We start from the raw sequence: 20,079 nt of genomic DNA, 5'->3' as shown, positions 1-20,079 counted from the left end.
CGATGGCGGTCACGTTCCTCGGCGTGCGGCACCACAGCCCCGCCTGCGCCCGGCTCGTCGCCGACACCATTCACTCCGTACGGCCCGCGTACGTGCTGGTCGAGGGCCCGGCGGACATGAACCACAGGATGGACGAGCTCCTGCTGGGGCATGGGCTGCCGATCGCGGTCTACACCGGCTACCGGGATGCGCATCGGCGGCACGGGTCGTGGACGCCGCTGTGCGACTACTCCCCGGAGTGGGTCGCGCTGACCGCGGGCCGTGCCGTCGGCGCCGAGCTGCGTTTCATCGACCTGCCCGCCTGGCATCCGGCGCTGGCCGAGATGCGCAACCGGTACGCCGACGCGGAGGCCCGTTACAGCGAGGTGACCGGGCTGCTGTGCCGCACCTTCTCCGTGGACAACGTGGACGCGTTGTGGGACCACCTGTTCGAGATCGAGCCGGCCGACGGGCTGGCCGAGCGGCTGGCCGCCTATTTCGACCTGGTGCGCGGTGACACGCGGACCGACTCGGACGACATGGCCCGCGAGGCGTACATGGCGCAGTGGGTCCGGGCCGCCGTCGCCGACGCGGGCGACAGGCCGGTGGTCGTGGTCACGGGAGGCTTCCACCGCCCCGCGTTGATGCGACTGGCCAAGCAGGGCGACCGGACCTGGCCGGAGGTGCCGCGGCCGCCCGCGGACGCGGTGGTCGGCAGTTACCTGGTGCCGTACTCGTTCCGGCGGCTGGACGCCTTCGACGGCTACCAGTCGGGCATGCCGTCGCCGGGCTACTACCAGCACCTGTGGGAGTCCGGTCCCGCCGAGGCCGCCCGCAGGCTCACCGAGGCGGTGACGGCCCGGCTGCGCGCCCGGCGCCGGCCGGTGTCCACCGCGGACCTGATCGCCGCCCGGGCCACCGCCGACGGGCTCGCGCTGATGCGCGGTCACCCGCACCCGGCCCGGGTCGACGTGCTGGACGGCCTCGCCGGCGCGCTGGTCGGCGAGGCGATCGAGGCCCCGCTGCCCTGGGCGGCCCGCGGCCCGCTGCAGGCCGGCAGTCATCCCGTGATCGTGGAAATGATCGCGGCCCTCAGCGGTGACCGGGTGGGCCGTCTGCATGACTCGACTCCGTTGCCACCGCTGGTCCACGCCGTTCTCGCGGTGCTGGGCGGTCCGGGTGAGGAACGGCTCGACCTCGGCGAGGAGCCCGGCCGCGAGCGCAGCCGCCTGCTGCACCGGCTGCGGGTGCTGCGGATCCCCGGCGTGGAGCGCATCTCGGGACCCCGCCTGGCCGACGGTGCGGAGCTGGTCGAACGATGGACGCTGACCGAGTCGGGCGACCGGCTGCCCGCACTGATCGAGGCCGGTGGCTATGGCGCCGACCCGCAGGAGGCTGCGGCCGCCGCCCTCGCCGAACGGATCCCTGGCGCGAACCTGGACCAGCTGGCTGGCCTGCTGTTCGACGCGGCGCTGTGCGGCATCGGCGAACTGGCCGGACAGGTGCTGGACGACCTGGCGCGGGCCGTCGGCGCCGCGGCCGATCTCGGATCGCTGGGCCGCACCCTCACCGTCGCCCTGGCGATGTGGCGCCACGACGACCTGTTCCGCACCAGCGGCAGCACCACCGTGGCCACGGTCGTCCGGGCCGCCACCCGCCGGGCGCTGTGGCTGGCCGAAGGCGTGCGCGGCGGCCCCGCACCGGCCGACCTCCAGCGCGTCAACGCCGTGGCCGCCGTCCGCGACGCACTCAGGCACGCCGGACCGTCGCTCGAACTGGACACGGACGCGGCGCTGGGCGTCGCGGACCGAATCGCCGCCTCCCGGGACGCGCCACCCGACCTGCGTGGCGCGTCGCTGGGGCTGGGCTGGTCACTGCGTGGTAAGGCTGCGGCGGACCCCGCCCGGGCGGTGCGCGGCGCGTTCGTCCCCGCGTCGGCCGGAGACTGGCTGGCGGGGTTGTTCGCGCTCGCCCGCGAGGAGGTGCTGCACACCGACGGCATGCTGGAGCTGCTCGACGACCTGGTCGCGGAGATGACCGATCACGACTTCCTGGTGGCCCTGCCCGCGCTGCGTCAGGCGTTCGGCTTCTTCCCGCCGCGCGAACGGCACCTCATCGCCACTCGCCTGGTCGAACGGCGGGCCGGCGGCGCGTCCGCCTGGGACCTGATGCGGCTGGACGCGGCCCCTGAACTGGTTGCCGCCGGCAGGGCACTGGACGAGCGGGTCGAGGCGGCACTGCGCCGGGAAGGACTGATCGCATCATGACCGACCCCACACTCGAACGGTGGCGCCTGCTGCTCGGCGAGGCCGGCAGCGCCTGCCTCGGCGGGCAGGGCCTCGACGCGCAGGCCGCCGCCCGGGACGCGGCCATGGACTGGCTCTACGGCCGCGACGAGGACCTGCGACGGCGTGGCGTGCGGCAAAGCGGCGGGCGGCACGGCGGGACGGGCGAATCGACGCTGACCACCGTCGACTGGCTCGACGACATCACGCGGCTGTTTCCCAAGGAGACCGTCGAACGACTGCACCGTGACGCGGTCGAGCGCTACGAGATCCATGACGTGGTGACCGACCCGGCCGTGCTGCAGCGCATCGAACCCAATCCCGCGCTGCTCAGGGCGGTGCTGCGGACCAAGCACCTGATGAACCCACAGGTGTTGCGGCTGGCCAGGCGGATCGTGGAGCAGGTCGTCCGGCAGCTGACCGACAGGCTCGCCACCGAGGTGCGCAGCGCGTTCTCCGGCACGAAGGTGCGACGGCCCGGCCGGATGCGGCTGGCCCGCAACTTCGACATGGTCAGGACCCTGCGCGCCAACCTCGGCCGCTACCAGCCGGAAACCGGCAAGGTGGTGATCGAGACCCCGTTCTTCTTCTCCCGCACCCGCCGCCACCTGGAGCAGTGGCAGGTGATCCTGCTCGTCGACCAGTCCGGGTCGATGGTCGACTCGGTGATCCACTCGGCGGTCACCGCGGCCTGCCTGTGGGGACTGCCCGGCGTACGCACCCACCTGGTCGCCTTCGACACCGAAGTGGTGGACCTGACGGCCGACGTCGACGATCCGGTGGAGTTGCTGATGAAGGTCCAGCTCGGCGGCGGCACCGACATCGCCCGCGCGGCTGCGTACGGCGCGGGCCTGGTGGATCAGCCGCGCCGCGCGATCGTCGTGCTGATCTCCGATTTCTACGAGGGCGGTGATCCGCGCCGGTTGGTGCGGGTCGTGCGCGAGCTGGTGGCGCAGGGCAGCACGGTGCTGGGCCTGGCCGCGCTCGACGAGCAGGCCAATCCCGCCTACGACCGGGAGCTGGCGCAGCGCCTGGCCGACGCCGGAGCCCATGTGGGCGCGATGACACCCGGCGAGCTGGCGTTCTTCGTCGCGGAGCACGTGGGCCGATGAGGACGGATCTGCTCGGGCTCACGGCGGACTCCCTCGCCGCGCTCACCAATCGCGGTCTGGTCAAACGGGCCGGCAAGGAAGCCGCGCCGGAGCTTCGGACCGACGCCGACGGCACCGTGCACGGCAGCTTCTCCGACGGCCCGGCCACGACCCTGCCTCCAGGCGGCCTCGACCTGGCCCGCTGCACCTGCGGTGCCGTCGGCGCCTGCCGGCACGTCATCGGGGTGATCCTCGCCTACCAGCGCCTGTCCGCCGAGGCCGCCTCGATGCCCCCAGGGGCTGACACGACGCCCGTAGAGGCCGGCCCAGCGCCCGCCAAAGCTCACACAGCGCCCGCCGAAGCTCACACAGCGCCCGCCGAGGCCGCCGCGGAGCCCCCGCCCTGGTCGCCCGGTCAGCTGACCGACGAGGAGCTCACCGCCAAGCTCGGTGCCCGGCTGATGGCCGCCGCTCGCCGTACGGCGAAAGCCGGGTTCACCGCGCGGGTCCGCCGGGCGACCTCCGCCGATCCGGTGCCACAGGTCGAGCTGGCCACCGCGACCGTGCGCTTCCTGGTCCCCGGCGATCTCGGGTTCGTCCACACCGACACCGTCGCCGGTAGCCGCGATGACGTCATCGCCCTGGCGGTGTGGGCGTTCCGGGTCGCCGACGAGCTGCACCCCGGCGTCCCCGAGGTGCGGGTCGACGTCGGCGGTGAAGCCGGAGCGGGCACCGGATCCGGGCTGGAGCGTGCCCTTGGCCTGGCCGGCACGGTCCTGCGCGAGGGCGCCGCGCATCTCGGCCCGGGCCTCGACGCCACCATCGCCGACGTGCGACGCCACCTGGACGCCGCCGGGCTGCGCTGGCCGCTGCTGGCCGTCGGCGACGTCGCCGCACAGCTGGTTTCCTATCGCGACCGTAGCGCCCACTATCGTCCCGAACTGCTCGCGAGTCACGTCGCCGAACTCCACGCCCGCCACCGGGCGGTGACGCGGCCGGACGCCACCCTGCGCAGCAGCGTGCTCGGTACCGCCGAGGCCGCCGAGACCCCGTTGCGCCGGGCCCGGCTGGAGAGCCTCGGCTGCCGGATCCGCGGTCTCGGCGACCAGCGGACCGCCGAGGTCTATCTGGCCCACGGCGACAGTGCCATGGTGCTGGTCCTCCGCCGTCAGTGGGACGGCGACGACGACGGGGCGACGCTGGCGCGGCGGCGGATCGCCACGTCCACGCTGGCCGCTCTGGCCACCGGAAACCTGGTCACGGAATCCGCCGTCCGTAGCGCCAGCCGTACGGTGCGGCTGGCCACCGGGCGGATCTCCACGACGACGGTCAGCCCGTCACGGGGCGACTGGGACGAGCTGCCGCCGTCTCTGGTGGTGACGGACCTCGCCGCGCTCGGCCGTGAGCTCGAGGCCCTCCCCCTCCGGCCCATCCGTCCGCGGGTGGAAGCGGAACTGGTCCGGGTCGTCGCCGTCGCCCGGGTGGAGACCATCCGGTATGCGCCCGGCGACCAGCGCCTCGACGCTGTCATCGTCGACCGGACGGGTAACACCGCCACCGTCAGGGCCACGCACACCGGAGCCGCCCCCGGACGCCTCGACTCGCTGGCCGCCGTGCTCGCCGGAGAGAGGGGCGAGCTGCGTTTCGTCAGCGGCGTGGCCGGGCGGACCGCCGGCGGTGTCGTCATCGAACCGGTCGGCCTGGTGGCCGGCGACCGGGTCGTCGTTCCCGACCTACAGCCCGCCGGCGGGAGCGGCACCCTCACGGTCGCCGAAGACGACCGGCACGACCCCCTCACCGGGGCCCTGATCGACACCCGAGGCCTGCTCGCCGAAGTGGCTCATCATGGCCTGTCTCACCTGCCGCCGACCTACGACGACCGGCTCGCCGCCGCGGCGCGGCGGCTGACCGTGCTCGGACTGCACCGCGTCGCACAGGCCGTCACGGCCTTCGCGGCGGCGCGGGCCCGCGACTTCGACGAGGCGGTCGAGCGGGCCTGGGTCGACGCGTACCTGCGCCTGGAGGTCGCTCTGGACCTGACCTGACCGATGTGGGGACTCGTCCCGCCCGTCAGCGGGGCGAGTCAGTCGTCGAACTCGAAACCGTCCGCCTTTGCGGCCGCGACGAGCCGCCGCATGCGGTTCGCGTCCGTCGCGACGGACGCCAACCGGGTGCCCAGCTCCTCCAGCACGGCGCGGTCGCTTCCGTACGCGCAGAACATGTCGGCTTCGGGATCGCAGGAGAACCGCCCTTTCAGGGCGGGGACCTCGGTGCCGACGAGCACCTGCGCGACGCCTTCCCAGAAATATCCGTTCGGCTCGTGACCGAGCTCCTCGATCACACTGTCCACCTGCGTGGTCCCGGCGTCCAGCAACAGCGAGTACGTGCCCGGGACCGACTCGATCAACTTCAATGGATGCATCGGCGCATGTTGCCACCTTCGATGCCAGACCGCAAAGCACGCTCGTCGACCACGCCTCATCTGCCGCCGGGCGCAGCCCGAGTAAAGCTCCGAGCCCGTTCAGGACGGCGAATTCGGGTTCGACTGCGCTCGCCGACAGCGTGAGCAGGCGAAGGCAGCGGTGGTCTTGCCAGAGGTCAGGATCAGTAGACCGAGCCGCTCCCTCGACTCCGGCGAACGTGAGCGGACGTTGGTGGCGGCGGTGCGGAAACGGCTAGTCGCTGTCTTGAAGAGTGTGAGAGCCCTCTGGCGTGGTACCCGGGCATGCCCGTTCACTCCGGGCGTGCCCGGCGGTCCCGCCCCTCCGTCACCGGACGCCCGAGCAGCTTGTCGATGCTGCGGCGCTCGCGCTTGGTGGGACGTCCCGCGCCCCGAGCCCGAACGGCCACCGTCACGGCCTCCTCGCGCGGAGGAGGCGGAGGGCTCTTGTCGACGTAGCACTCGGCGGCCACGGGGGCGCCGACGCGCTTGGTGATGACGCGGGAGACGACCACGATGCGTTCGCGCCCCTCGTGCCGCAGACGGACCTCGTCACCGACCCGGACGACGTGCGCGGGCTTGACCCGCACTCCGTTGACCCGGACGTGACCGCCCCGGCAGGCGTCGGACGCGATCGAACGGGTCCTGGTCAGCCGTACCGACCAGATCCAGACGTCCACCCGCGTGCTCACCTGCTCACCCGACATCCCGACACTGTACTGAGAGCGGCGCGATTGCCGGCATTCGAGCCCCGCCCGGCCAAGGGCGGTGGACATCATGGGGACGGAGCGGCTACGGATTCGGAGGCTCCATATAGATGAGCGCGTGGTAATCCACAACGGTCGCGCCCGTCATCGGATCGGTGTGTGACGCCTCCGCCAGGTTGAAGGGGGCGGTGAGGTCTTTGCCCCGCCAGCCGATGTGCGCGACGCCGACGTACGGCCCGGTGATCGACACCGTGTAGTGCTTGTTGTCCTGGCCGGTCAGCTCGATGGTGCAGTTCACGTCGTACGTGACGTACTCCTGGCCCGCCGGGGGCGGCGGCAGGGTGACCTTGACCGTGGGGCCCGCCGGCGTCGGAACCGTGGTGCCGGTGGATGTGTCGACCAGCTTCCAGCTCACCGAGTTGATCGTGATGCCGGCGGTCTTCTCCACCACCATCAGGGTGAGGGTCCCCTTGACCGGGTCGACCAGATGCCAGGTCAGCGGTGCGTCGAAGTAGCCGTCGGCACGCACCACCGTGGAGGGACCCGGCTGGCCGGTGGGGAAGGTCCACAGGAAGGGGGTGTTGGTATCGCCGACGTAGTTGCCGCTGATCAGGACCCGTCCGCGCACCGGAAGTCCGTCGGCGTTCTTGGCGATCACCTTCACCGATTGGGTGCCGCCGGTGGTGACCGGGTTCGGGTCGGTGTCCAGCGTCATCTTGCCGAACGCCACGGGGACGGCCGGGCCGCTCGCGGTCGCGGTGCACAGCTGCTGGACGGCGTGCACGTAGTCGGGCCGCCCCGACGCGGACGCCTTGAGCTGTCCGGCCGGGACCCTGACCGTCGTCGACGTGGCCTCACGGGCGCCCCGCCACACGCCGTTGACATACACCGACACCAGTGCGCCGGGCACGACACCCTCGACCGGAACCTCCGTCCGCCACGCCTCCAGAGGCTGGCGCACGGCCGGCGCCCCCAGCGGGGGCATCTTGACCACCTTCCAGTCCGCCCTCTTCACGATGTCACCGCCGCAGCCGCTCTCGACGGCGCTGACCACCTCGTCTGTGACCAGGGGCCGATAGCAGCGCACCACCGTGGTGTCGGAAATCGCCGCCACCGGTGCGCTTATCGGCGTTTTGCCGACGGTGAGCCACACCAGGGCGTTCGGGGTGGTGCCCCGCACCTCCACCAGAGTGCCGCACTCGTACAGCGGTCCGATCGAGATGTCGCGGCTGATGACGGAGTAGTCGACTCCGACGGGCTGCGACGTGGAGGGCTGGCCCAGGCAGTTGGAGACCTCCACGTACACCTGCATGTCGGGGTCGGCGAGTACGGCAGGCGCCGAGGACAGCAGGGGAAACCAGTCGTCGCCGTCCTGGGAGGCCGTCCAGAGGCCGAGGTCGACAACCTTGTTGTGCTTGTCGACGGCCCTCGCGAAAACCTGCGCTCCTCGACGAAGCTTGGAGACGGTGATGACCGCGGTCTTCTCGCACACGCGCGCGTGGACCGTCGGCCTCTCATAGGGGGCGGCCTTGTCCGCCGAGATGGTGGTGGTGCGGCTCTCCGCCCCGCAGCCCGTGTAGAACCGCTGGTACATCCCGACCTTACTACCCTGCTTCAGGGACCCCACGGCACAGCGGATCGTGTCTCCCACATAGGGATAGTCCAGAATCGTGCTGTCGATGGTCATCCGCAAGGAGGCCCCGGGGACCACCCCCGACACGTCGACCTCCGTATCGCACTGCAGAGGGTTCCGCTGGAACTGCGGAGCGGGCAGTGGCGGGGAGACCGGCGAGGCCACCACCGGCGGGCTGACCGTCACGGGACCGCTGATCACCGCCTTCGTCACGGGGTCCACGTAGTGCTGCCACACCGTGAGGACCTGCCCCGGTTTGAACGCGCCGCTGCGGCTCTTGTTCAGCAGCACCGAGACCTGCGACCAGTCGGGCCAGTCGCAGAGCGCCTCCCCGACGGTTACTCCCAGATACCGGACGGTCACGGTCGCCCCGGCCACGGCGCCGGCCACCACAAGCCAGTCGATGCACTCATGCACCAAACTCGCGCAATGCACCGCCCCCAGCGATGCCGGCGGGTCCTGCACGGGTTCCGCCCGGGACGGCTCTCCGGTGACGTCGGTCGCCGTCTGCGTCGCGGTGAGCTGCTGGCCCGCCTTCAGACCGAGCCCGGCCGCGGGGATCAGCGTGACGCCGTCGTCGCTCGCGGGCACCGACGTGAGAAAGTGGTCGTCGGCGAACAGGGTGACGACGCTGCCGGCATGGGCGTTGTCCACTCGCACGGTCGGGCTGATGGTCGTCACCGGACCGATGATCTTCGGTGCCGCGGGAGGCGTTTCGGTATCCGCCTGCGCGGTGTCCGCCACGGCGCCGAAGGCAGCGCCCGCGGTCGCCGCCACGGCGAGGTTTCTCCCCAGGCGCAGAACTCCACGCCGGGTGACTTCCATTCCGGATCCCTGTCCGCATCCGCAACGGCGCGCGGTCGGCTCTTCGGTCATCGGCTCTCCAGGACGCTCGCAGTCGCCCCGAAGGATGAGGGATCTCCAATATCGGAGGAAGACCCAATTCACCCTGTCCCTGATCCGCCACTCCGGCTGGAAACGGAGGCGGCCCGCCAGAAGCGGTGGCCGTTGCCGATATCGGCAGGGCCGGGAGAGCGCGAAGACACCGGCGTCACGCGAAGTCGCGTAGGTTGGTGCGGATGCCCGCGAGCCGAATCCCGGTAAATTTCACAATCCCGCAGGCCGAATTCCCATCCCAGTGGCGGCGGCGACCAGCCCCCGCATGCGGGCGGCCCTCCGCCGCGACGGCCGCCGTCCGGCCTGCCACCATGACGTCTTCGCGGCATAAGCACGAATAGCACAAAAGCGGCCGTCGATATGTCACCTTCTGCAAGCGCCCGGCAATCGAAAACCGATCCCGGGGGATTACAACGGTGGCATGATCCCCGTCCCCACCCCCGCGTTGCTCAAGCGGATCGCGGCAAATGAGAACAACGTCTACGCCTCCTACAGTCGGCTGATCGATGCCGCCCTCGCGAAGCAGGCCACGCGTGGCGACTCCTACCAGCGGCTCGTCGTCCAGTGGAGCAAGCTCAACCTCGCCCTTCCCGGAGAGTCCGAGGAAAGCACGGCTCGACGCAGGGCGGCCGAGCTGCTGCAGTTCGTCACCGATCTCAACCAGCTCCTCACTCCCGCGGCCGCCCCGGCGCAGCAGCCGGCGGAGGATCTTCCACCGGTGGCGGGGAGCCCGTGGATCGACCGGCTGCTGAAACTGATCGAGGAGGAGGTGGTCCGCCCGATCGAGACCGGTTCGCCACGAGCGATGGCGAGTGTGCGGACCTGCTTCGGCGACGAGGCCACGGCAGCTGTGCCCCGGTTCCGGGAGATCCTGCGGCAGCTGCGTGCCATCCATGCCCGCTCGGACGGCAGGAGCAAGGGGATGCTGTACGACCCGGCACTGCCGCGCTCGATGGGGGCGCTCGGACGAGGCAGCGGCGCGGCCGCTCGCATCGACCTGTCCTCCGAGTTTCGCCCACACCTCATGTCCGACGTGAGGGCCGCCTCCACGCTGGTGCACGAGGGTTCGCACACGCTCGTCGTGGAAGCGACCGTCGACTTCGCCTACCGCGACGCCCACGCCCACTACCTGCTGCCGCCGAAGCTGGCCCTCCTCAACGCGGGCAACTACGAGCAGGTGGCCATCGACCTGATCGGCGGCATGCCGGGCCAGCTCGACGCCGGTGAGGTCAAGGCGCTACGGGACGGCGCCGGCGACTCGCTGGCGCAGGTGCACGCGCTGATGTGCTCGCGGGTGGTCCGCGCCTGGGTCCGCGTCTACGACCTGATCGGCCTGGCCGCGGACGGGCGGATCACCGCCGAGGAACTACGCGGGCTGCCGCCGATGCCTTCGGATTCCGCACCACTGCTCACCGCAGTGCTGAAAGAGCTCTTCGCCCAGCTCGAAACCCTGATGAGCGTGGTGAACACCTATCTCGTCCTCAGGCTCGGACCTCAGCCGCGAGGCGGGCTCAACCGTGCTCCGGAGCAGCGCACCATGGACGATCCCGGCGCGCACGAGCGGCCGGCGACGCCCGACGACACCCGGCCACTGACCTTCGAGTCGACGCGCACCACGACCACGGTCACCGTCGCCTTCGGCTGGGCCTCGAAGGGCACCCCGGACGCCATCGCCAGAAACATCCTCTTCGAGCTGGCCGACCACATCTGGCAGGGCAGGCACGCCGTCTTCAGCGGCTTCGAGGTGGCCCACGTCGTCCAGTCGATCCAGCTCACCGACCGCCCGGCGCTCCGCACGATGCTCGAGAACTACTACGCGAGCCTGCGCAGAAAGACCAAAATCGACTAGAGCGTGCGCCACAATGGTCGCGAGGCACCGGCTGCGGGTGTCGACGCCGGTGGCCTCGTCGACGTACCACGCGGCCAAGAGCGATCCGGCCCCGGTCCGGCAGGGCCCGCCCTGGACCGGCAGGGGGCATCGCTGCCACACTGGGCACAGGCTCTACTTTTGGTGTCAACGGTGCAAGTTCTGTTCTTCTGTGGCAAAAGTCGTTAACCTCGACGGAATTGGTCCTACGGGTCCACGCCGCATCTCCCCTCAGGGGCCGTATCGCATGGAGAGCAGAAGTGACGATGGCGCGCTGGTTGGGCCGGTTGCTTCTGCCGGTCGTCGTCGGCGTGGTGGTGATGGCCGCCCTGGCGGCGCCCGCGTCCGCCCATGGCCAGCTCGCGATGTCGACACCGGCGAAGGACAGCACGGTGCGCGAGCCGTTGGAGTCCCTCTCCCTCTACTTCACTGAGGCGCCCGCCCCGAACGCGTACTTCGCGGTCACCGCTCCCAGCGGCGCCCGGGTCGACCAGACCTGGACGCACGGTCAGCCGAAACGCCTCGACAAGCCGGTCCAGGAGTACAACCTCGTCGACGGCTTCTGGGAACCGAGCGTGTACAACACCGGATTTCCGGCGCAGATCCCCGTCGCCTACTGGCCGGAACGGGGCGAGTACGTCGTCAAGTATCTGTCGATCGCCTCCGACGGGGAGCCTGTGCGGGGAGAACTGCGGTTCACCTACAAGGGCAGGACCTCGGGGCCGCCCAAGGGCTGGCAGGCCCCGGACAACAAGCCCGACCCCATCCTGCTCGCCTCGGCCGAGCCGGGGAGCGACACCCAGACCCCGGCGTCCGACACCGGCGGCAGCCCGGCGGCGATGGGCCCGGCGGTGCCCCCGGCCGGCGCCAGCCCGGGCACGGAGACCGGCGCCGGCCCGGGCACGGTCACGCAGACCGGCGCTAGTCAGGCCGCGGCGTCCGGAACCGGCAGCTCTGCCGCCCGGACAGCGCAGCCGGCCGACTCCGGCACCGGACTGTCGGTATGGCTGGTGCCCGCGATCATCGTCGTGGGAGCGGGCGCCCTGGTGGTGCGGGCGGCGCGGCGACCCGCGCCCGCCACCCCGGCGGCCGGGCGGTCTTCCGGCCGTCCACAGGCCAGGAAACCCGCACGCGCCCCGGCGTCACGTACTCCGCAGCGTCCCAAATCCACCAAGCGACGCTGACTCGTCCCATCCCTCAGGAGAACCCCCGATGACGATCGCCCCTGCACGCCTGCGCCCGCTGCTCGCCGCGCTCCCACTCGGCGTTGCCCTGCTGATGGCCGCGTCGGCCTGTGGCGGGTCGGATGCCGCCACCCCCGCTCAGTCGGCCGCCCCGGCATCCACCGAATCGGCCGCCCCGGCTCCCGCCGAGTCGGCTGCCCAGGCTCCTGCCGAGTCGGCCCCCCCGGCCGCCGGCGAGTCGGCCGCCGCCGCCCCCGCCGACCCAGCCGTGAAGGAGATCACCGTCACCATCGCCGGCCGGAAGGTCACGCCTCCGCCGGGACGGATCGAGGTGACCAAGGGCCAGACGGTGCGCATCACGGTCACCAGCGACACCGCCGACGAGGCGCACCTGCACGGGTACGACAAGGCCGCGAGCCTGCAGCCCGGCACCCCCGCGAGCATCGAGTTCGTCGCCGACGAGACCGGCCTGTTCGAGATGGAAACCCACGAGTCTGGACTGCAGTTGTTCCAGCTCCTCGTGCGTTAGGCCGGTGGGATGCTGCTGGCTCACGGCGTCGGCGGCCGCCAGGACCTGCCGATCCCGTTCTCGGCCGCACTGACCGGCGCGGCCCTCGCGCTGCTGGTGTCGTTCGTGGCGCTCGGCGCACTGTGGAAGGAACCGCGGCTGAACGCCGCCCTCACCGGTGCCCGCTCGTTGCCCGGCGCCATCCGGACGGCGGTGACCGCGCCGGCATGGAGGTGGGTCTGGCGAATCGCCGGGCTCGTCGTCGCCGCGTACTTCTGCATCGGGTTGATCTTCGGTCCCGATCGGGCCGACAATCCCACGGCCGGGGCGTTCTACGTACTGTTCTGGGTCGGCCTGGTGCCGCTGTCGCTGCTGTTCGGACCGGTGTGGCGCGGCCTGAACCCGCTGCGGACACTGCACCTGCTGGCCTGCAAGGGGCTCGGACGCGACCCTGAGCTCGGCCTGCGGCCGCTGCCGCCGGGCGTCGGATACTGGCCCGCCTGCGCCGGGCTGTTCGCCTTCGTCTGGCTGGAACTCGTCGCCCCCGAACGGGCCACCCTGCCGGTCATCGGAGCCTGGCTCGCGGCCTACGCCGTGCTCATGCTCGCCGGAGCCGTCGTCTTCGGCTCCCGTTGGTTCGACCACGCGGATGCGTTCGAGGTCTACAGCGATCTCGTGGGCAGGCTCGCCCCGGCGGCCAGACGCGGCGACGGCGCCGTGGTCTGGCGCAACTCCCTCGACGGCATGGCCGGGCTACGACCGGCGCCGGGTCTGACGACACTGGTGGTCACGCTCCTGGGTTCCACCATGTACGACAGCCTGTCCAACGCCCCGGTCTGGGTGCGCTTCGTGCAGGAGAGCTCGGTGCCGGCCCCGGTCACGGGCACCGCCGGGCTGGTCGCCGTCATCGCTCTGGTGCTCGCGGCGTACCGGGCCGCGACCGCGCTCGCCGGCCGATGGGGCGCGGCCCAGCCCGGCACGACGGCGGGTGAGATCGCCCACTCGATCGTGCCGATAGCCGTCGGATACGTGGTGGCCCACTACTACACCCTGTTCCTGCTGGAAGGGCAGCGGACCATCGCCCTGCTGTCCGACCCGCTGGACACCGGCGCCGACTGGCTCGGCACCGCCGGGTGGACCATCCAGGCGTTCGGCACCACCCCGGCGGGGATCGCCACCCTCCAGGTCACGGTCATCGTCATCGGTCACGTGCTGGGCACGGTACTGGCGCACGACCGCGCGCTGGCCCTGTTCCCCCGCCGGACCGCCGTCCTCGGGCAGATTCCCCTGCTCGTGCTGATGGTGGTCTACACCGTCGTGGGGCTGCTTCTCCTCTTCGCCGCCTAGGTCGCGACGGCAACGCAGCGGGGCGCCGCCCGGGCCACGCGCCCAGGCGGGCCGGCCCGACGGCACCTCGCGACGACGTCGAGCCCGATCGGGGAGGTCACGCGTCGTCCGGCAGCGGTTCGCCGGTCTCCAGCAGCGTCTTCAGGCTCGCCACCACGTTCGGCCACCCGTGGCTGACCATCTCGGCCAGGCTCGATCCGGGCTCGAAGCCGTCGTGCACGACGGTGAGCTTCACGACCTGTGCGGCCTCCTCGATCGTGAAGGTGACCTTCGAGCGGGCCTCGCCGGACAGCCGGGCGAGCGTTTCCTCGTTCCAGCCGAAGCGCTTGGCGAGGTCCGGGGTGATGGCGTGCCAGGTGTAGGAGAGCCGGCTGTAGGGTTCGGCCTCCAGCACGACCTGCTCCGGGTCGCTGATCAGCACGCCGTGGTTGTCCCAGGTCATCGGTGAGCCGACGGACCAGTCCGTGATGAACTCCGTGGCCCAGTAACGGCGGGTGAAGGCGGGGTCGGTCAGCGCCTGCCAGAGCTTCTGCGGGGTGGTGCGGATGTAGGTGGTGTAGACGAAGGTCGGCGCGTCCATCGGGGTCTCCTCCAGGGCGAGTTTCAGGTCCGCCAGGGCTTGCACCCTGGCCCGGTCGTAGCGGCTGATCCACCGGTGGGCGACCTCGTGCACGGGCGCGGCGTTGAGATAGTGCAGCTTCTCCCGTCCCCGCCGCACGGTGGCGACGAGCCCGGCCTCCTCCAACACCGCGAGGTGCTTGCTGACGGACTGCCTGGTCATGTCGAGTCCGGCGCACAGCTCGCGCAGCGTCTGCCCGTTGCGGGCGTTGAGCGAGTCGAGCAGCGCGCGCCGGCTCGGATCGGCCAGCGCCTTGAACACCTCGTCCATGCCCGCCCTCCTACCCGGGTCGCCGTTGTCAATATGCAGCCTTTCGGTTGCCTTTAACTTAGGCAGCCAAATGGTTGCCTGTCAAGGTGCACGTGGAGTTACACCTGTCGCTGCGGCGAAGTCGACTAGCGCGCCACGCGGTAGTGGAGGTAGACGACTCTCGAGCCGAAGGTGCGGGTCTCGACGAGTTCGAGATCCACCCGACGCTCACGTTGGGGAAAGAACGGGATGCCACCGCCGACCAGCACCGGGTGGACCCGGGCCCGATACTCGTCGATCAGACCCAACGCGGCCGCCTCGGCGGCGAGAGTCGCGCCGCCGATCGCGATCTCGCCCTCTTCCGGCTCGGCGCGCAACCGCTCGATCTCCTCCGCCAGGCCGCCGGAGGCCAGGCGGGCATTGCCCTGCACCGCCGACAGAGTGGTCGAGAACACGATCTTCGGGAGCGGCTTCCAGATCGCGGCCCATTCGAGGAGTGATTCGTCGAGCGACGGATCCTGATCTGCGGTCTCCCAGTACAGCATCGTCTCGTACAGCCGCCGCCCCATCAGGTGGACGCCGACCTTTCGTATCTCGTCCGTGACGAAGCGAAAGACCTCCTCGTCGGGCGCCGACCAGTCGAAGTCGCCGTCCGGCCCGACGATGTAGCCGTCAAGTGAGACGCCCATCGAATAGGTCACGCTGCGCATCGAAAGCCCTCCTCGTCAACGGGCTCGCCAGTACGACCGCGGGACGCCGGACGGCGAGGGCGGAGGCGCGGTATGGAGCCGACGTAGGCCCCGCGTCAGGCAGGAGCGAGGACGCAGAACTCGTTGCCCTCCGGGTCGGCGAGGACGACCCACGGGACGTCGCCCTGGCCGACGTCGGCGAGCGTCGCACCGAGGGCCTGCAGCCGGGCGACCTCCGCTGCTTGATCCTCGCCACCGTACGGCACCAGGTCGAGATGGACCCGGTTCCACACGGTCTTCACGCCGGGTGTCGCGCGGAGGAACCTCAGATATGGCCCGGCACCCTTGGCCGAGCGCAGCACCGCGTGGTCGTCGGTCACCTCGTGCAGGGTCCAGTCCATCGCCTCGCCCCAGAACCTGGCCATGGCGTGCGGGTCCGCGCAGTCGACCGCCACCGCGGCGATCGGCCCGGTATCGCGGTAGATCTCCCGAGGCTCCAGCACGCAGAACACGTTGCCCTCCGGGTCGGCCAGAACCGTCCACGGAACGTCGCCCTGGCCGACGTCGGCGGGCGTCGCGCCGAGCTCCTTCAGGCGCGCGACCAACTCCGCCTGATGGGCCACAGAGGTGGTCGCGAGATCGAGGTGCACGCGGCACTTCACCGTTTCGGGATCCGGGACGGTGACGAGACAGAGGCAGGCGTCGTCGGAGTCGGCCCAGACGAAGCCCATGGGCCCGACGCCCGTCACAGTGGGCCCCTCGCTGAAAACACTCCAACCGAGCGCCTCCACCCAGAACCGGCCGAGCGCCGAGTTGTCCCGAGCCTTGAAATTCAGCAGACCGAGTCGCAGCGCCATGCCGCTCACCCTATGCCGCAGCAGATCAACCGCAACGAACCCGCGCACCCTCGGCTCAGCCGGCGGTAACGGCAGGGGTCAAAACTGCGGCTGAAAGTTTCAGCAGCAGCGCATGTGACTCACCACTGCCGAGATGAAGCGGTTTCCTGCCTGAACCTGCCCGGAGAGCGGCCGATCCAGCAGGGACCTGATGCTCTGTGGACACCGTACGGAGGTTTCACAGGGCCGCCGGCAACCGGCGCCGAGACGGAGACACCGGCCCCTGACCTGGCAGGAGCGGGCCACGAGCGGCCAACTCGCAGCACGCATGACCGGCGGGGCCCCACCGCGGCCCGCGGGGTCCGCCGGTCGCGGGAGATCACGCGGCGTCCCGGTGCCGGGAGGTACGCCTTCCCGCACTCAATCGACTGTCGCGAGACAGCCCTGTCGGTGCGATCTCGTCGCTAGACATCATTCGGCATACGTCATACGTTTCTCCTCGCAATGGTAGCGCCACGTCTTCCACAGACTCTTAGGGCGTGTTATGAGGCGACCTCGCGCCCCGGCAGCGTGACCCTCGTCAGCGCGGGGCTGGAGTGGACGGCAAGACTCCTACGGCACCGGCAGGCTCGTCCTTCGCCTGCTGGAGGGCCCGTGAGCCCGCCTGCGACGAATGCCCAGTGCGCAAGACCGGCCGCCACCCCTCATCCCGCGGTAAGGACATTCGGCCTTCCCGGCGACGAGCCTGCCGAGGCCCACGCTCCACGGCGATTGCCGCGCACGGCGTGAGGGCGGCCGGCCCCTCGGCCCGCAAAGGTGCAGAGCCCTCCGATCGATGTCGGCAACCGCACGACAAGGCGCCACGCCCGCCCAATGGCACACCTCGATGAGTTCTGCTGAGGCGGGGTGATTTCGCGGCGGAAATCTGCTCGGAACCAGCGAAAGGAACAGAGCGTGAAGTCAGCCCTGTCCACCACTGCGAAGGTGCTAGCAGCGCTTGCGGTGTTCGTCGCCGCAGTGTTGCTGCCCGCCTTCGCAGGTGGCATTCCGGCCTCGGCAGCGACCCAGGCGACCTACTACGTCGCCCCCGACGGCAACGACGCCAACCCTGGAACGATCACGTCACCGTTCAGGACCCTGCAGCGCGCGAGGGACGTCGTTCGCACGGTGAACGCCAACATGACAGGTGACATCTACGTTTATCTCCGCGGGGGCACCTACACGGTCGGCAGCACAATCGACTTCACTCCGGCCGACTCCGGCACGAACGGCTACCGGGTCATATACGCCGCGTACCAGAACGAGACGCCAATCCTCAGCGGAGGCGTTCAGGTAACCGGATGGACGCAGCACAGCGGTAACATCTGGAAAGCCCCGCTGAATCGCAGCAACAAGCTCCGTGCGCTCTATGTGAACGACAAGCGAGCGTTCATGGCGTCGAAGACAATTGGCTCCCAGGGGTGCTACGGCACCTACACCATCACGGCAGGACAGGCGTCCTGGGCGTGGGAATCGGGTTCGCAGTGCGCGGGAGCGAAGTACAGCGCGGGCGATTTTCCCGCCATCGCCGCCAATCAGGACGACATCGAAATAGAGACGTCGACGACCTGGACCACGGCCATCGTGGGTGTCCGGCAGGTCACCACTGAGGGCTCGAATCGCATAGCTCTGTTCCAGCAGCCGGGAGCGGCCATCGCCCAGGGCGCCTTCAACGGCAACGCCCAGGTCGGCGGCACCCACAAGGTCATGAACGCCTACGAGTTCCTGGACACGCCGGGTGAGTTCTTCTTCGACAAGACGAGCCGGACGTTGTACTACTACAAGGCGAACTCGGAAGACATGACGACCGCGGCGGTCTGGGCGCCGAACAACGTGTCCACCCTTATCAAGGTCGCCGGCACCTCCACGAGCAGCCGCGCCCGGAACATCACGTTCTCCGGCCTGACGGTCCAGCACTCCGACTGGAACCTGTTCAACGTGGCCGGCTCGGTGCTCAAGCAGGCCCAGCAGGGCAATCTCGGCGCCATCGCGTACGCCAAGCAGAACTTCCACGCCTACTACTACCGCAACGTCGACCTGGCGCCCGGCATGATCCAGATCGAGAACGCCGACGGGCTCGTCCTGCAGAACAACCGGATCCAGCACACCGGCGTCGACGGAATCACCCTGGCCAACGACGTGGTGAACACGAAGCTGATCGGGAACTACACCAACGACATCGCCGGATCCGCGATCTCCGTGGGCCATCCCCAGCATGTCTACATCGGCGACTACACCTCGACGAACCGCGAGAAGTATCCCGTCCAGGTCGAAGGCGCGCCCAAGAACATCGAGATCAAGAACAACTACATCTACGACAGCGCCGTGTTGTTCAACGGGCACAGCCCGATCTCGGCGTACTTCGCCGACACCCTGTCCATCCAGCACAACCGCATCGAGAAGACCCCGTGGTCCGGCGTCACGCTCGGCTGGGGGTGGTGGAACTTCGACGGGTCGTCAGGCTCCATCGCGCCCAACCGGCCGACCACCACGGCGAAGAACAACACCATCAGCTACAACCACTTCATCGACACGGTGCAGCGGCTGAGCGACACGGCGCCCGTCTACACGCTGGGCAACCAGCCGGGGACCACGATCACCAACAACTACATGCAGGGCGTCCCGTCCGGTCACAAGTACGGACTCCACCCGGACGAGGGCTCGGGGAACATGACGTTCCGCGACAACGTCCTGAGCGTGGACAAGAATGTCACGTGGCTCATCAACTCCGACGACTTCGGGCGTAAGCACGACCTGAGCATCACGCAGACGTACGGCCCGATCAACAAGGTCTCCAACAAGAACCTGCCGAACAGCACGGTCCAGGACATCCTCGTGTACTCCGACTACGTCTGGCCGTCGCAGGCCTACGGCATCGCCGTGAACTCCGGACTCGAGGACGCGTACCGGAACATCATCCCCCAGAGCAATCTCTCTCTGCCGGATTACGTCCTGCCCGCCAGCACGTTCGTCGCCGCCGGTACGACGTCGATTCCCATCCGGAGCACCGGCGATGCGAGCAAGACCGTGTGGCTGGCTCCCTCGGGCACGACGTCCTTCATCGCCGGCGCCACGATGACCAGGGCGGACGGAACCGCGACCTCCATCGCCGTTCCGACGACGAACGGTGAGTATCGGCTCTACGTCGTCGACGCCCAGGGGAACCGATCGGCCGAGTCGAAGTCGCTCGTCAGGCAAGGCAACGGCGGCGGGACCGGCCAGCCGAGCGGCTCGATCGTCGGTGGCCAGTCCGGCCGATGCGTGGACGTCACCGGCGCCTCGGCGACCAACGGCGCCCAGGCGCAGCTGTGGGACTGCAACGGGCAGACCAACCAGCGGTGGACGTACACGTCCGGCAAGCAACTGCAGGTGTTCGGCAACAAGTGCCTGGACGCTTACAACCGGGGCACCTCGAACGGCACTCAGGTGATCATCTGGGACTGCAACGGACAGAACAACCAGCAGTGGAACCTGAACTCGAACGGCACCATCACCGGTGTGCAGTCCGGGTTGTGCCTGGACGCGAACGGCGCCGGCACCGCCAACGGTACGAAGCTCATTCTGTGGTCGTGCAACGGCGGCACCAACCAGCAGTGGAGCCTGCGCAGCTGATGTGAGGTCCCACCGGGCCGCGGACGGTCATACGCGCACCGTCCGCGGCCCATCCCCGCCGACGGTCGGGATAGCGCGCCAAGGCGTTGCGGCCCTC

At 69.9% G+C, this 20,079-nt stretch carries 14 protein-coding genes; 8 read left to right on the top strand and 6 right to left on the bottom strand.

The features are described 5' to 3' along the window. Nucleotides 1-2 precede the first annotated feature (2 nt). Genes ACQPZZ_RS09060 through ACQPZZ_RS09050 form a run of 3 tightly spaced genes read left to right on the top strand, consistent with a single transcriptional unit; the run spans nucleotide 3 to nucleotide 5,400 of the window. On the top strand, nucleotides 3-2,246 hold the full coding sequence (locus ACQPZZ_RS09060; RefSeq protein ID WP_432930676.1) for a DUF5682 family protein: 2,244 nt from the start codon (nucleotides 3-5) through the stop codon (nucleotides 2,244-2,246). Beyond that, entirely contained in the window at nucleotides 2,243-3,376 is a 1,134-nt protein-coding gene (locus ACQPZZ_RS09055; protein WP_432930674.1) for a VWA domain-containing protein, read from the top strand. Before ACQPZZ_RS09060 ends, ACQPZZ_RS09055 begins: the two co-directional genes overlap by 4 nt. Beyond that, a complete protein-coding gene (locus tag ACQPZZ_RS09050) occupies nucleotides 3,373-5,400 on the top strand; it encodes a hypothetical protein (RefSeq protein ID WP_432930672.1) in 2,028 nt (675 codons plus the stop codon). Before ACQPZZ_RS09055 ends, ACQPZZ_RS09050 begins: the two co-directional genes overlap by 4 nt. Before the next feature lie 38 nt (nucleotides 5,401-5,438). Here the strand turns inward: ACQPZZ_RS09050 and ACQPZZ_RS09045 are convergent, their stop codons facing one another. The 3 genes from ACQPZZ_RS09045 to ACQPZZ_RS09035 all read right to left on the bottom strand — a co-directional run bounded on the left by ACQPZZ_RS09045 (nucleotide 5,439) and on the right by ACQPZZ_RS09035 (nucleotide 8,816). After that, nucleotides 5,439-5,777, bottom strand: coding sequence for an Imm51 family immunity protein (locus ACQPZZ_RS09045; protein ID WP_432930670.1), 339 nt, complete (start codon nucleotides 5,775-5,777; stop codon nucleotides 5,439-5,441). A gap of 311 nt (nucleotides 5,778-6,088) precedes the next feature. Then, nucleotides 6,089-6,502 (bottom strand): RNA-binding S4 domain-containing protein, encoded by a 414-nt coding sequence (locus ACQPZZ_RS09040; RefSeq protein ID WP_432930668.1) that lies wholly within the window; start codon nucleotides 6,500-6,502, stop codon nucleotides 6,089-6,091. 85 nt (nucleotides 6,503-6,587) lie between these two features. Next, entirely contained in the window at nucleotides 6,588-8,816 is a 2,229-nt protein-coding gene (locus ACQPZZ_RS09035; RefSeq protein ID WP_432930666.1) for a hypothetical protein, read from the bottom strand. 637 nt (nucleotides 8,817-9,453) lie between these two features. Between ACQPZZ_RS09035 and ACQPZZ_RS09030 the strand changes: the two genes are divergently transcribed. From ACQPZZ_RS09030 to ACQPZZ_RS09015, 4 genes are all read left to right on the top strand, one after another. Further along, nucleotides 9,454-10,881 (top strand): hypothetical protein, encoded by a 1,428-nt coding sequence (locus tag ACQPZZ_RS09030; protein WP_432930664.1) that lies wholly within the window; start codon nucleotides 9,454-9,456, stop codon nucleotides 10,879-10,881. Nucleotides 10,882-11,165: 284 nt separating this feature from the next. Then, the gene (locus tag ACQPZZ_RS09025) at nucleotides 11,166-12,083 is read left to right on the top strand and encodes a copper resistance protein CopC (RefSeq protein ID WP_432930662.1); all 918 of its coding nucleotides are present in this window, start codon (nucleotides 11,166-11,168) and stop codon (nucleotides 12,081-12,083) included. Nucleotides 12,084-12,111: 28 nt separating this feature from the next. Continuing rightward, complete coding sequence (locus tag ACQPZZ_RS09020; RefSeq protein WP_432930660.1) at nucleotides 12,112-12,612, top strand: hypothetical protein; 501 nt, start codon at nucleotides 12,112-12,114, stop codon at nucleotides 12,610-12,612. Between the two features lie 9 nt (nucleotides 12,613-12,621). Further along, nucleotides 12,622-13,938: a hypothetical protein gene (locus tag ACQPZZ_RS09015; protein WP_363646273.1), complete on the top strand. Its 1,317-nt coding sequence runs from the start codon at nucleotides 12,622-12,624 to the stop codon at nucleotides 13,936-13,938. Between the two features lie 97 nt (nucleotides 13,939-14,035). Here ACQPZZ_RS09015 and ACQPZZ_RS09010 read toward each other — a convergent pair whose 3' ends face one another. The 3 genes from ACQPZZ_RS09010 to ACQPZZ_RS09000 all read right to left on the bottom strand — a co-directional run bounded on the left by ACQPZZ_RS09010 (nucleotide 14,036) and on the right by ACQPZZ_RS09000 (nucleotide 16,352). Then, entirely contained in the window at nucleotides 14,036-14,827 is a 792-nt protein-coding gene (locus ACQPZZ_RS09010; RefSeq protein ID WP_432930657.1) for an ArsR/SmtB family transcription factor, read from the bottom strand. Nucleotides 14,828-14,952: 125 nt separating this feature from the next. Then, on the bottom strand, nucleotides 14,953-15,516 hold the full coding sequence (locus ACQPZZ_RS09005; protein WP_432930655.1) for a dihydrofolate reductase family protein: 564 nt from the start codon (nucleotides 15,514-15,516) through the stop codon (nucleotides 14,953-14,955). A 95-nt stretch (nucleotides 15,517-15,611) separates the two neighbouring features. Beyond that, a complete protein-coding gene (locus ACQPZZ_RS09000) occupies nucleotides 15,612-16,352 on the bottom strand; it encodes a VOC family protein (protein ID WP_432930653.1) in 741 nt (246 codons plus the stop codon). A 933-nt stretch (nucleotides 16,353-17,285) separates the two neighbouring features. Between ACQPZZ_RS09000 and ACQPZZ_RS08995 the strand changes: the two genes are divergently transcribed. After that, the gene (locus ACQPZZ_RS08995; RefSeq protein WP_432930652.1) at nucleotides 17,286-19,982 is read left to right on the top strand and encodes an RICIN domain-containing protein; all 2,697 of its coding nucleotides are present in this window, start codon (nucleotides 17,286-17,288) and stop codon (nucleotides 19,980-19,982) included. The last annotated feature ends 97 nt before the right edge of the window (nucleotides 19,983-20,079 follow it).

Source organism: Microbispora sp. CA-135349 (genome assembly GCF_050947365.1).
In the GTDB taxonomy this organism is placed as follows: domain Bacteria; phylum Actinomycetota; class Actinomycetes; order Streptosporangiales; family Streptosporangiaceae; genus Microbispora.
Note: the sequence above shows the minus strand (reverse complement) of the source record. Positions and strands in the feature narration are given on the sequence as shown.

What these genes read in the sequence shown, in the direction of transcription:
- ACQPZZ_RS09060 (WP_432930676.1), top strand. Translation starts at nt 3, where the DNA reads ATGGCGGTCACGTTCCTCGGCGTGCGGCACCACAGCCCCGCCTGCGCC.
- ACQPZZ_RS09055 (WP_432930674.1), top strand. Translation starts at nt 2,243, where the DNA reads ATGACCGACCCCACACTCGAACGGTGGCGCCTGCTGCTCGGCGAGGCC.
- ACQPZZ_RS09050 (WP_432930672.1), top strand. Translation starts at nt 3,373, where the DNA reads ATGAGGACGGATCTGCTCGGGCTCACGGCGGACTCCCTCGCCGCGCTC.
- ACQPZZ_RS09045 (WP_432930670.1), bottom strand. Translation starts at nt 5,777, where the DNA reads ATGCATCCATTGAAGTTGATCGAGTCGGTCCCGGGCACGTACTCGCTG.
- ACQPZZ_RS09040 (WP_432930668.1), bottom strand. Translation starts at nt 6,502, where the DNA reads ATGTCGGGTGAGCAGGTGAGCACGCGGGTGGACGTCTGGATCTGGTCG.
- ACQPZZ_RS09030 (WP_432930664.1), top strand. Translation starts at nt 9,454, where the DNA reads ATGATCCCCGTCCCCACCCCCGCGTTGCTCAAGCGGATCGCGGCAAAT.
- ACQPZZ_RS09025 (WP_432930662.1), top strand. Translation starts at nt 11,166, where the DNA reads ATGGCGCGCTGGTTGGGCCGGTTGCTTCTGCCGGTCGTCGTCGGCGTG.
- ACQPZZ_RS09020 (WP_432930660.1), top strand. Translation starts at nt 12,112, where the DNA reads ATGACGATCGCCCCTGCACGCCTGCGCCCGCTGCTCGCCGCGCTCCCA.
- ACQPZZ_RS09015 (WP_363646273.1), top strand. Translation starts at nt 12,622, where the DNA reads ATGCTGCTGGCTCACGGCGTCGGCGGCCGCCAGGACCTGCCGATCCCG.
- ACQPZZ_RS09010 (WP_432930657.1), bottom strand. Translation starts at nt 14,827, where the DNA reads ATGGACGAGGTGTTCAAGGCGCTGGCCGATCCGAGCCGGCGCGCGCTG.
- ACQPZZ_RS09005 (WP_432930655.1), bottom strand. Translation starts at nt 15,516, where the DNA reads ATGCGCAGCGTGACCTATTCGATGGGCGTCTCACTTGACGGCTACATC.
- ACQPZZ_RS09000 (WP_432930653.1), bottom strand. Translation starts at nt 16,352, where the DNA reads ATGGCGCTGCGACTCGGTCTGCTGAATTTCAAGGCTCGGGACAACTCG.